Genomic DNA, 12473 nt, shown 5'->3' on the forward strand with positions numbered 1-12473 from the left:
TTTATATTGCAGCTTTTTGTCTGCAAGCGTTCGAAGTCCTGACTCCCTCGTTATAGGTTGCGGCATCAGCTTGTCTTGTGTCGATAAGAGCGTCGTACTTCGTAACGAGAGCGTTGTATTCGACTACTTTTTTGTTGTATGTTGAATCGTCAGATGCAGCATCTATTTCCGCCTTTTTTGCTTTAAGCATTTTTTCCAAGCTGGCAATCTGCGCATCCAGAGATTTAATTTCCGCTTTCAGGGTAATGGAAGGCTCTGGACAAGCCGAAGAGGGCAAACCAAAACTCTGCACCGCTATCCACGTTTCCTGCCCCTCATAGAGGCCTTTCCCGACAGCTACCCCAATTTCTTTGTATTTTGGCTGCAAAATATTCTCTTTGTGTCCGGGAGATGCCATCCATGCGGCAATAAGCGTCGCGTCATCCTTAAAATTTCCAAGCGCGAGATTCTCTCCTACAATGATGTAATCGTAGCCGACACTTTTCGCCAGATCTCCCGGTCCTACTCCGGACGGAGAGACGTGTTCAAAATATTGTTTTGCAAACATATCCTGCATTTTTTTCTGAGCATCGGCATCAAGAAGAGCGTTTTCTTTGAGTAAAGATAAGGAAACTTTCGCTCTTTCAGCATTGGTAAGGGAGATAACTCCGCTTCGCGTAAGATTTCCAGTCTCCTTGCTTGATGCGACCCGAAGCGGAGAAGGAGCAAAAATTTTCTCGGAGAGGTTTTGGAGCGCAGGAATAATACTAAGCGGAGAAGCGGATTTTGAAGCGCTTGGATTTTCTGTTTTCTTGTTTTCTGTCTGGCCTAAAAATGACAGAACTTTTTCGGGAACAAGCGCGCGGACGTTATCTACTGCCTTATTAAGGCGCGCCCAGGAAAGCGGAATGCGGAGAAAATATGCAAGGATGAGAATAAGGAGAACAATCGAGAGAAGGAATTTTATAAATTTCCACATGACATTTTATTGGACATATTATATTCCAATATAATACAAAGAGAAAGGGAAACTTATGAGTGTATTCGAGTGCCTTTAAACGGTTCTCCTTTCAAATATGCGTCGAGATTGATGAGATTATTGCCGTTCATAACCACAACTTCCAAGCCAAAATTTTCAGCTTCTTTTGCGGCGATAGGGTCAAACGGAGAGCTCATTCCCGGCTCCCACTTTTCCGGAATAATCTTTCGAAATTCCGCCCAAGAAATATCTTCGATTATTTTTGCGTTGGGATTTTTTCTCGGATCTTTATCGTACACATAGTTGATATTCGAAAGATTAACAAGCTTATTTGCTCCGATATTTTTAGCGATAAGGACCGCATCTTCATCGGTACTGCAACCAGGTTCGTATCCCGCTCCTATAAGCACCGCTTCTTTGAAATCAACGGGAGTGCTTGGGTTATCTACAACATGCGGATGCGAAAGGGGTGCGAATATGGCACGCAAAAGTTCAGCATTCAGTTTGGTCGCTCCAATTCCAACCCAGTCCGCGTCAGAAGCGCTTACTTCCGGAGAAATTGCTCGCGCTGCTTCTTGATAATTTCGAGCAGTTTTTCCTCCTCCAGCAATAACAGCAAAACGAGTGCCGTTTTGAGTATGTCGAACAATAAGTTCCTTGAATTTCTTTATAAAATCCACATCGATCTGATGCGGGACAAGAATCGAACCGCCGACAGAGATAATAATTGGGCTTTTATCCATGGCTCATATAGTAGCAAAAGAAAATCTTTGAAGCTAGTTTCTGCCTCTCAAAGCCTCTCCGTCTCGGATGACAATGATTTTCTCTCCTTCGAAACGGATTACCGCCGAAGGTCTCCCGTTCAGAACTCCCCCGTCTTCGTAAAAATCAGCTTTTTCGCCAAAATATTTTTTTGCTTCATCGATCGTCCTAGCCGGAAGAAAGTCCTGCGGATTCGCGCTTGGAGCAACCAGAGGACCCGTTTTTTTCAAAATTTTTAGTAAGTTTCCGTCTTGAGGTAACCGAAAAGCCAGTGACTTTCCTCCGCGATGAAGATACGCGAATTTTTCATCAGCCACACCGAAAATAATGCTTACTTTTCCAGGCCAGAATCCGAGAATTTGTTCTCGCAGCTTTTCTGAAAGAACCACGCCGAACTTTTCCACGTCATCAATCGAGGAAATAAGTATAATGCACGGCTTATCTTTGTCTCTTTGCCGCAATTCATAGATCCTCTCGACGGCTTTCGCAGATATGGCGGAGCCGACAAGCCCATAAAGAGTATCGGTCGGAATTATTCCAACGCCGTCATTTTTAAGAATAGAAATATAATCCTCCTTCATACGTCAAGATGAGCATGATCATTCCAGACAAGAAGTTTCCAGCCTTTTGTTTTCAAATCCTTTTTTCCCGGATCATACTCGACAACCGTGATCCCAGTATTTTTTGTTGCGAAAAAAGCTCCGAATTTAGAGAAAGTGGGCAAAGTCAATTCTTCATCTAAAAGAGCGAGAGCCACGCACATCCGAAGAAGCCGGGCGTGTGTCACGACAAGAAGATGCTCTGCTTTCGTATTTTTGAAGAGATCAATCGCTTTGCGGGCGCGGGATTTCAGATCAGAAAAACTTTCCTCATCCGAATAATGCCAGTCTTCATTCAAATTTCCTTTGACTTGGCTCCAAATTTTTTGATAAGACTCGTCTTCGAGCGATTTTCCAATAAGTTCCGATGGGACTTTCCATTCAGTGATAAGGTCTGAATATTCGATCTCTTTCCCAATCACTTTCGCTATGATTTCGGCCGTTTCTTTTGTGCGAACATAGGTGCTCGAAAAAATCCTATCAATCGGAATTTTCTTGAGACGTTTCCCCACAGATTGAGCTTGTTTCTTGCCAGTTTCTGTAAGAGGATCGTTGGGGCCTTGGCACAGCCGCGCTTTATCAGCAACATCCTCGCCATGGCGCACAAAATATATCTTCATTTCGAAATTGTAAGCTTTTGGCGAAGATACGCAAGTGATCCGATAAGACCCCCCGAATCGGCAAGCTCCGCTTTTTTTATAGCCGGTACAGATGGAAAAGCTTTGAGGAGCTCTCCGACATGTTTCGCGACATTCTCCACCGATATGCCCACTTTCTTTACCACCATGCTCCCTCCGATAACAACGACATCTGGTGACCAGAAGAGAAGTGCATTATGAACACCGACAGCCGCGATTTTTTCAACACCCTCCCACACTTTAGGATCTGTAATCTCGCCTGGATGCTTGCCATATTTTTCCTGTACGGCCACGCCGTCGATCAGCTCTCCAAGAGATTTATTATTCACGTAATCAATAATTTGATAGCCAGGTTCAAAATTAAAATGAGCCTTGTCAATCTTTCCTTCAACAATCCGGCACCCCCCAACACCAGTCGATACGGTTATGTAGGTTACAATAGGAAATCCTCTCCCCGCCCCCTCCGTCGCTTCACCAAGACCAACCATAGCGGTATCATTTTCAATAAAAACAAAAGATTTTGTGATATCGGCGATAGTCTCATGGAGGGGCTTGCTAACCCAACCTTGGAGATGCTTGCAGACCATGAGTCGTTCATGCCTTTCATCGAAAGTTCCAGGCATGCCGCCAGCCACAGCTAAGATTTTTTCTCCCTGAGAGATTTTTTCTACCGCACCGCGAAACAAATCTCCCATTTTAGAAAAATCCTGCGGAGTATCTACGACAACAGGTTCGAGAAGTGTTTTGCCGTCCTTCGAACCAGCAATGCGCATTTTTGTTCCCCCAATATCAAATACAATATACATATTTATGAGATGAGCTTTTTAAATTCTTCTACCATCGGGACCTGTTCCGCTTCTACTCCATACAACATTGCCGTGTGATATGCGGTCCAATCGGCAAGTAAAAGCGAACTGAAAACTTTCTCGCTTCTCGTCGCACCGGAAAGCGGATATTCATATACAACAATTCCGCGGTCTTCATACAGTTTTTTTGTGACCTTAAATCGCTTGCGGTTTTGCGGATGGTCAGCATCATCAGACAAAAAGAGAAAGACGAATTTTTCAGAGAGCGATTTCGTCTTTCCCGCTCGATCAAATCCTGTCATCTCATTATGATTCAATTCCGGAAAAACGTTGCAAAATGAGGGTATTTTACCCGTTTCGTTGAGTTTTATTTTCCAGTTGTAAGCAACGGACATATTCTTGTCAGAGGCATAAATAACAGGCACTGACCCAGAAAGTTTTTTCGCTAACTCTTTCCCTTTTGTTTCGAGAGCCTTCGGATCAAGCTTTGTCGCGAGAGTATTGAGTTCTTTGAGCAATTTTTTATTCCCCAAAAGCGTGACGAGAGCAAGCAAAGAAAAACCAAGAGCGCTTCTTGGTTGAATTCCAGTGTCCGGCAAAACAATTCTCGGAATATCATTTTTCTCAGCAAATTGGATGAGCTTTCCCCCGACAGCTATGACCGCAAGATTCAAACCCTTGTCGAAGGCGGTCTTTGCGAAATCAATTGTTTCTTCTGTGTTTCCAGAATAGGAAGATGCAATATAGAGAGTCTCGCTTCTTTGAGCTTCAGTATAAAAAGGCAATCCATAATTTCTATGAATCGTTATGGGAATTTCAACATCGAGCGCAGATAAAAGATCCGCCGAAAGATGCGAACCTCCCATTCCCCCTACTACTACCTGTCCAAACACCTGTAATTTATCCTCATCCTCTATCTTTGGCTTCCAAGCAAACTGTTTTGCAAAATCTCGAATTGCTTTGTCCATGTTTTTAATGATTATTTTTTACCTGCCCCGTAGTCAGCTTCGCTGTACTACTGGGGTTTTCTATCGAATGCCCGCCGAATTGGTTTCGGAGCGCTGAAAGAATTTTACCAATATAGCTCGGTGTAGTTCCAGATTCAACTCGGAATTTGAATGAGTCTTCAATCACTTTCGCAGGAATTCCTAATTCTTTCCCTGCATTTACCGTCCACTCACCTTCTCCGGTATGAGAGACAGTGCCGGAAACTTCAGCCAAGTTTTTCCCGAATTTTCTATACGCATCTGAAAGCCAGCCGACAAGACGTGATTCGATGACAGAGTGATGATTATAGATTTCAGTCACCTTCAAAAGATCGAGATCAAATTCTGATTTTTCAAGAATTGCAAAACCTTCCGCAAGCGATTGCATCATGCCGTATTCGATTCCGTTATGCACCATTTTTGTAAAATGCCCTGCTCCCGCTTTTCCTAAATATGCATAGGCTTCCGGTGCAGCAATATCTTTGAATAAATCTTCATGTTTTTTAAATACTTCTTCCTCCCCGCCGATCATAAGGCAAGCTCCTTCGCGGGCTCCTTTTGGCCCGCCTGATGTTCCAATATCAAGAAAATGAATCTCTTTCGAAGCGAGATCTTTCGCTCTTCGCATCGAATCTTTATAAAAAGAATTTCCGCCATCAATAATCGTATCGCCCTTTTCGAGAAACCCGATAAATTCGGAAATGACAGAATCGACAACGTTATTCGGAACCATGACCCAAACAGTGCGAGGAGTAGGAAGTTCGGCAAGAAGCGCTTCATACGAGTCGGCTACGCGTAAACCAGCCTTTTTGCCCTCAAGACGAGGTTCTGGACTTCGATTATACGCAATAACGTCCTGTTTCTTCTCGTGCAGGCGTAAAACCATATTCATTCCCATTTTTCCAAGTCCGATATATCCGAGTTTCATATGTGTATTATAGCAGTAATTTTCTTCTTGTAACTAACAGAAGAACAAAAAAGCCATTCGAGAAAAGAAGAGTGCCCAAATAAAGAGTCGTTGTGATTGAATAGTGTGAAAGAGCAAATATATCAAAAACAACCGCAAGCGCGCTCATAAAATAGGTTGAAATTGTTTCTGTGAAAGGTTCTTCATATCCTTTTCTATAAGTAGGCAAAAACCCAACAAAATCTATTATCGAGATCAAGATTACTGAATGGAGAGCGTTCTTCTCGAACAACCAGATACCTATTGCAATGAGAGAACCGACCAGACATATTGTGTCAAATTTTGTTATATTTTTTGTTCCATATTTCAAAGAAAGGAGAAACATGCAAGTACACAGAAATGCTCCTATACCGAGTCCTAATACTCCATAACCACCGCGATCACTCAAAATAGCTAGTACGCCGACAGATTGTAAGATACTCCATACAAGCCAGGAGTAAGAATGGGGATTGGTCTTTTTTAAAAACACATCCCGAAAATAAGGCGCAAAACAAGCAATAGAAAAGATACTTGCCACTATTCCAAATAAAAGTTTTATAGACATATCATTTAAAAATCACCTTCGCAGCATCCCAAAATTCAGGATGGCCGTTTTGCTTCATGTAGTACCACCATTCTACTCCCCAGAGATATTGCTCGCCGAAGCTCGTAGTTTTTGCAAAAGTAATAATTGAATTAAATTTGGCGATGTCCATTCGTGAAAGCTGAAGGTCAATTGGGGCATCTTTTATCGGCGTTAAAAGCCACGGCTCGAGGGAAAGTTCGCTTAAAATATTTTTCTTCTTGCCAAAAACAAGGTCCGCAATATTTTGCCTTATCCGATAGTATGCCGGGGTAATTGGATATCTGAATTGCCCGAACGTCTGATTCCAGGCATAGAGGTATAAACTCGAGCCAAAGACATCACCATCTCGTTTGGCGCCCCACCACGTCCCGAGCTCTCCGCTATCCGTCAAAAGCACAGGATGAGCGGGATCAAGTTTTTTGACCAGTTCGATCTCTTTCTTCAAAAAAGATTCGTCAAACGGCTTGCACCATTCTTTGGCGTAGATAGTAAAGAAGGGTTCATTCTCAACCTGCCAATAGGTAATGTTGCCGTAATTTTTATAACGATTAACGGTTTTTTCAATGTATTCCAAGAGTTTCCTCTCCCCCGTTTCTTTATCCAAAGACCATTCCCACTCTGGCGCATGACACTCCGGCCAGACAGGAAGCCTGCGACCAACCGAAAAAATAACAGACGCTCCTGCGCGTTTTGCTTCGCTCATTTGGAAATCCATATTTGAATAATCAAAAACACCGTCTTTCGGTTCGATATCCTGCCAATACGCAGACAACCGCAGATTTTTTACTTGCAGATCCTGGAGCATTGCCTCGTAGACCGCTTTCCAGTCTAAGCCGAGCTCAAGCGCATGAAGCGTGCTAAAAGAAACACCGTAGGTAATTTTTTCTGGCACAGCACGAAAAGAGAGAAATACGAAAATCAATACGAGAGCTAAAATAATCCAAAAGAGATATTTTAATAAACGTCTCATCCCGTAGTGAAAAATGGCATCGCTCCTCTGGAGCAGTTATGCTTCTTTTCTAATTAAAGCTGATAGGTTCGACTTTTGCATATATATCTATATGATTTCAACTTCTCCAATGCCATTTTCTACTACGGGACTCATAGCCTAGTGGATAAAAAGGAGCATAAAACCGGCAACAATAAAAGACACCGATATGACTTTATGAAATATTTCGTATGAATACTTCGGACTGTATACGAATTCCGAAAATCTCTTCCCAAATAAAAATCCAAAAAGAAGCAGAAAGACATATTGAAGCCCCACAAGAGCGTTCACGAGAGATGCACTCGAGAGCTTGATAGTGTAGAGAATAAGAACAGCAGCCACTCCAGCAAGCACTTTGCCGAGCACCACCATGGCTTTCGTTCCGGAACTCGACTGCCTGAATCCTTCTTTTATAAGCCGGAGATTGTTCGGCCAGAAGAAAAGAGTGAGTGCTCCGAAAACATTGCCAATACGCGACCAGAAAAACCCATTGATGAAAGTGGTATCGGCAAGCACTATTTTTACAAACACAGACGAAAGCCCGAGAGCGAGGCCGGAAGCGAAAATATAAAAAAAGATCTTCGGCTTGAAACTAAAATGCGAAGTGAGAAGCGTCCCGAGGATGAGGAAGAAGGAAGAAAGAAGAAATGAGCTCGGCAAACTTTCTTTCAGAATGAAAAAAGAAAAAATAAAAGTCGAGATCGCTATCGCCGCGCCGACTACGGGCACCACATCCGCAGGATCTTTGACGCGCCGAAGAGCCTTGTACAGATACACGATCGCCTGGATATAGGTGACGCCGGAAAGAAGAGCGAGAATAGTAATTTTCGTGCTTGGAAAAAAGATCTTTCCAGTGGGGATAAGAACAAGCACGATGGACGAGAGTGCGCCGACAAAAAAAGCGTAGACAACTGAATGAGGAAATTTCTTCGTCACCAAATACTTATCGAAGAGGACGACGAGAGCGTTCAAGAGCTCCGCACAAACGACTAAAAGAATCCAGAGATAAGCCATAGGTTTAGGAAATACTATTCATCTCGCATATTTTCTTATACAACAGGGCTGAGGGGCGAATCGTCCTCTCCATTGTATCATAATTTATTTTCACCAAGCCGAAACGTTTCGTAAATCCTTCCGCCCATTCGTAGTTGTCGAGAAGCGACCAGTAGAAAAATCCCCGGACATCTGCCCCGCCCTGTATCGCTTGGTGCACCGCAACTAGGTGATCTTTGATGAATTTCCCCCTCTGACTGTCATTCGCGTCTGCAATGCCGTTTTCTGTTATATAGAGCGGTTTTTTATATTCTTTGAGCTCTAAAAGCACATTTCGAAGTCCATCTGGATAAATAGTCCAGCCCATGTCAGTTCGGGGCAGATTTTCAAGCTTTCCAAATGCAATGTGTCGATAGTAATTGACGCCGATGAAATCCTGGCACTCCCGAATACCCTTCAGAAATTTATGATTCCAGAATTTTCGGGAGAAATTTGCCCGCACATCATTCCACCATCCTCCGCCAGAGCCGAAATCCATATTCTGTTTTGCAATCCCGATCTGGATCGAAGGATTTTTCTTTTTCATTTCGATGTATGCAAACCGGTGAGATTTCATTAAAATTTTAAGCGCTTTCCAATATTTTAGAATGTCTCTTTTGAATGGTGGCCAGCCTCCGCGAAGATATCCGTTCCCAAGCCAGACCATGGGCTCGTTCATGGTCATCCAAAATTTCGCTTCGCTTCCGAGTTTCTCTGCAACATACGCACAGTATCGCCCGAAAATCTCAGGCGCTTTTTTATTTTCAAATCCACCCTTGTCCCGAAACCAAATCGGCAGAGTAAAATGCCAGAGCGTCACAAACGGCTCTAGCCCCCGAGCTTTCAGTACATGAAGCACCTTTCGATAATGCTCGATTTCTCTATCATCAAATTTTCCTTCTTCGGGTTCAATACGAGCCCACTCTATAGAGAATCTATGCGTGTTTTGGGAGAGTGATTTCGCAATATCAAAATCTTTTTCGTACAAATTATAGTGGTCACAAGCCTTGCCAGTGATAGGAACCTTTTTCTTTCGTCCAGCTTCGGCCCAATCAACATTTTCAATTCCTCCTTCTACCTGATAAGAAGCCGTCGCACTTCCCCACAAAAACCCTTTCGGGAATTCGAGTGCATTTCGAGCAGAAACATTTTTTTTCATCCCGTAGTGAAAAATGGCATTATTTGCTCGCCATTTCTATAGTTAAGCGAATAATTGATAAGTATGTATTGTAAATCATTTTAATGTATCTCTATCTAAAATCACAAATCTCGCAAATGGGGAGCGATGCCATTTTCTACTACAGGATTCATAGAAAGATTATAACAGAAATCTGTTTAGACACAGGGAAGAAAAACCTTGACCAAAGCCATAATTTTCATTATTATGTGCGCCTAGTTCTTTAGCATTTTCGTCATAGCAGAAAGGCGCTTTAGGGCTCTTTTCTGCTATGACGAAACCATTGTGGATTTTGTCAGAGGCAAGGGAAAGGTAGAGGAGGAACGAAGTATGACGCAGGAAAGAATAGTCAGACCGCAAAGAGTCTCACACTTTGCGTGCCAGTCGGTCTTTTTGACCCTAGGCAAGCAGGGAGGATTCAAGACGCTCGACGATTTCCTGAAGTTCGCGAAGAACGACTGCGGATTCGAAGCCGTCAGCATCCCGACCTGCCCGCCGCTCATCGACATGGCTCAAGCGAGCAAAAGCAAGAGCTACTGCGCCGATCTGCTCGGCAAGTACGAGAAACACGGCCTTCCGCTTCTGCGCCTCGAAGGCCATACGTCCACACAGTGCGTATGTCTCGATCCGTCACGAAAGCTGAAGTTCGGCCACTTCATGAGCCCGAAGTTCCGGAAGTTGAAGCATCGCCAAATCGAAAAGCTGGCCGTCAAGGAAGTCAAGAAAGCGATCGATGTGACGGCGGCACTGGGTCTCAAACATCTCGTCGCGTTCTGCGGTGGGCGTTCGTTCGCCGTGGCACAAGCGAAATGGGCGGCGTGGCCGAAGTATTTCGCGGCCTGGTCGCTCGCGCTTCTGGCGTACAAATGGAACGACATCCTGGAATACGCGGCGGAGCGCGGCGTGATCCTCATGTTCGAGATCGGACATCCGGAAAACGATCTCCTGACTGCACAAAACTGCATCGACTTCCGCAAGATGCTTACTCCGAAGGCCCGCAAAGCGTTCGGCGTGAACGCGGATCGGTCGCATTTCCGGAACGTCGGGACAGATGAGTTGAATCACTTCCGACGCATATTGAAAGATGGGATCCCGATCACCAATCATTACAAGGACGGGATCTACGTCGATCGCGGAGATGGAACGGCTTCGCCCTATGGCGGACTCGAGCCGTGGAGCAATTCCGCGGGGACGTTTGCCACAATCGGTATCGTCGGTGACGAGACGGCCCTGCAGGAGTACAACGGGCTGATGGCAGAAGCCCACGCAACACAAGAAGGTGGAGTGGACATACACCACGAAGCCGAATGTGTGTTCATCCCTAACCCGAAACAGGGGATGATCGTCGGGGCGCACAACTGCCGCGCACTCCGCGATGAAACACCGCTCATCCGGTTCAATAACGTAGCACCGGATACTGATCTCACTCCGTTCTCTACTATGGGACGACGCGAACTCGTAGGCGCAGACGGAGCGCCGATGGTTTTGAAGCGGTGGGGCGGTGGGCCATTCGACAAGTTCGCTGATATCCCGGTTTCCGCACCGGAGCTTCTGTCGCTCTTGGCCGATGAACGGGATGGCTGTGTGGCAATCCTGGAACGAGCAGGATACACAGAGGCTGCCGCAATCAGAAACTAAATCACGCTTGTTGCAAATATCGCAACAAGGACCACTGGGAAACACTCCCGGTGGTCTTTTATTTTTATCCCAACTAATACTCAAGAGCCTGCTCCATCTTTTTTTCCGCAAGAATCTGTGGGATTCCATACGCAAGACGGTTCAAGGTAATAATTTTATCTTTTATACGTGAAGCATATTTTTCCGATTCAGGAGGAAGGCCGATGCCAGAGAAAGCAGTGCTCGTCTTTCCATCAATCATAAGTTTTATATAAAAATGAAAGCGAGGAAGCCCCAGAAAATCATCGACGGTCATCGGCTCAAATTCTTTCTCCAAAATCTCCGCGTCCTCAGCGCCAACTTCAAATGCAAGCATTGTGCCGATATTTCCAAGCACAGCTTTTTTTATCGTCTCCGGAAGTTGCGCTAAATACTGATTGGTAATGTGAATTCCCAAAGCATATTTTCGAGATTCACTCAGGAGGCTCGTGAATGTCTCAGTCGTGAAATTTTGAAACTCATCGACGTAAAGATAGAACGGCACGCGCCTATTTGCAGATTCATTTGCACGTCTTTGTATCGCGCCCTGAAGACGCGAAATGAGAATGAGACCGAGCATATGTGCATTTATATCCCCGATTTTTCCTTTTGAGAGATTCACCAAGAGAATTTTATTGCTGTTCATCAAGGCGTCAAAATTGAAACTGCTGGTGCGCTGACCAATGATATTTCGCATCAGTTTATTGTTCATAAAATGCCCGAATTTCGAGAGGAAATAGTTGAGCATTTCACTCTTGTGAAAATCCGAAGTCTTCGCCATTTGTTTCGTCCAGAAATCAATAACCGTTCCGTCTTTCAATTCTTTCCGCTTCTTCATCTCAAATTCTTTATCCACGAAAAGCTTTGGAATTTCAAGAAGACTTCCCCCTTCCGGCCCCGCCATTACAGTCAAAGCAGCGTTTCGAAGCCAATGCTCGAATTGAGGCCCGATGATTCCAGTCTTTTCCGGGTCAAATAATTTATAAAATATTTGGATGCATTCCCCCACCAAAAAATCTTTTTCTTGATCATCCCGTGCTTCCAAGAGATTTAATCCAAAAGGAAATTCCGTATCACTCGGATCAAAAAGGATAACATCTTCAAGCCTCTCTTTCGGAATATGTGAAAGAAGCCAATCAACGGATTCTCCGTGGGGATCAATAAAACAAACCCCATGACCCTCTTTTATATCTTGGAGACACATATTTTGGAAAACGGTTGACTTTCCAACTCCAGTCTTCCCGATCATATACATATGTCGAAGACGATCTTTCTCATTCATCCCGATGAGAGTGCGTCTGCCGTGATATTCATTTGCTCCGATGGTGATAAATGACAT

13 protein-coding genes are annotated in these 12473 nt (G+C 44.3%); 1 reads left to right on the forward strand and 12 read right to left on the reverse strand.

Going from position 1 to position 12473, the window contains the following annotated elements; translation table 11 throughout:
- Position 1: 1 nt before the first annotated feature.
- The 11 genes from PHS53_02535 to PHS53_02585 form a co-directional block, all read right to left on the reverse strand.
- A complete protein-coding gene (locus PHS53_02535) occupies positions 2-958 on the reverse strand; it encodes a CAP domain-containing protein (GenBank protein MDD5357000.1) in 957 nt (318 codons plus the stop codon).
- A gap of 53 nt (positions 959-1011) precedes the next feature.
- A complete protein-coding gene (gene pyrH, locus PHS53_02540; protein MDD5357001.1) occupies positions 1012-1701 on the reverse strand; it encodes a UMP kinase in 690 nt (229 codons plus the stop codon).
- A gap of 33 nt (positions 1702-1734) precedes the next feature.
- Positions 1735-2301 carry an L-threonylcarbamoyladenylate synthase gene (locus PHS53_02545; protein MDD5357002.1) on the reverse strand — a complete coding sequence of 189 codons (567 nt, stop codon included), beginning with the start codon at positions 2299-2301 and terminating at the stop codon, positions 1735-1737.
- A complete protein-coding gene (locus PHS53_02550) occupies positions 2298-2939 on the reverse strand; it encodes a histidine phosphatase family protein (protein ID MDD5357003.1) in 642 nt (213 codons plus the stop codon). Before PHS53_02550 ends, PHS53_02545 begins: the two co-directional genes overlap by 4 nt.
- A complete protein-coding gene (locus tag PHS53_02555; GenBank protein ID MDD5357004.1) occupies positions 2936-3763 on the reverse strand; it encodes an ROK family protein in 828 nt (275 codons plus the stop codon). The genes PHS53_02550 and PHS53_02555 overlap by 4 nt, the downstream gene beginning before the upstream one ends.
- A gap of 2 nt (positions 3764-3765) precedes the next feature.
- Positions 3766-4731, reverse strand: coding sequence for a bifunctional phosphoglucose/phosphomannose isomerase (locus PHS53_02560; protein MDD5357005.1), 966 nt, complete (start codon positions 4729-4731; stop codon positions 3766-3768).
- A 4-nt stretch (positions 4732-4735) separates the two neighbouring features.
- Positions 4736-5677, reverse strand: coding sequence for a decarboxylating 6-phosphogluconate dehydrogenase (gene gnd, locus PHS53_02565; GenBank protein MDD5357006.1), 942 nt, complete (start codon positions 5675-5677; stop codon positions 4736-4738).
- Positions 5678-5684: 7 nt separating this feature from the next.
- On the reverse strand, positions 5685-6260 hold the full coding sequence (locus tag PHS53_02570) for a hypothetical protein (GenBank protein ID MDD5357007.1): 576 nt from the start codon (positions 6258-6260) through the stop codon (positions 5685-5687).
- A 1-nt stretch (position 6261) separates the two neighbouring features.
- A complete protein-coding gene (locus PHS53_02575) occupies positions 6262-7251 on the reverse strand; it encodes an endo-1,4-beta-xylanase (GenBank protein MDD5357008.1) in 990 nt (329 codons plus the stop codon).
- Between the two features lie 138 nt (positions 7252-7389).
- Positions 7390-8283: an EamA family transporter gene (locus PHS53_02580; GenBank protein ID MDD5357009.1), complete on the reverse strand. Its 894-nt coding sequence runs from the start codon at positions 8281-8283 to the stop codon at positions 7390-7392.
- 4 nt (positions 8284-8287) lie between these two features.
- Positions 8288-9460: a glycoside hydrolase family 1 protein gene (locus PHS53_02585; protein ID MDD5357010.1), complete on the reverse strand. Its 1173-nt coding sequence runs from the start codon at positions 9458-9460 to the stop codon at positions 8288-8290.
- 348 nt (positions 9461-9808) lie between these two features.
- Between PHS53_02585 and PHS53_02590 the strand changes: the two genes are divergently transcribed.
- The gene (locus PHS53_02590) at positions 9809-11116 is read left to right on the forward strand and encodes a TIM barrel protein (protein MDD5357011.1); all 1308 of its coding nucleotides are present in this window, start codon (positions 9809-9811) and stop codon (positions 11114-11116) included.
- A gap of 73 nt (positions 11117-11189) precedes the next feature.
- Here PHS53_02590 and PHS53_02595 read toward each other — a convergent pair whose 3' ends face one another.
- Positions 11190-12473: a type IV secretion system DNA-binding domain-containing protein gene (locus tag PHS53_02595; GenBank protein MDD5357012.1), complete on the reverse strand. Its 1284-nt coding sequence runs from the start codon at positions 12471-12473 to the stop codon at positions 11190-11192.

The sequence above is a fragment of the Candidatus Paceibacterota bacterium genome (assembly GCA_028714635.1).
Taxonomy (GTDB): Bacteria; Patescibacteriota; Minisyncoccia; order Phycocordibacterales; family JAQTLZ01; genus JAQTLZ01.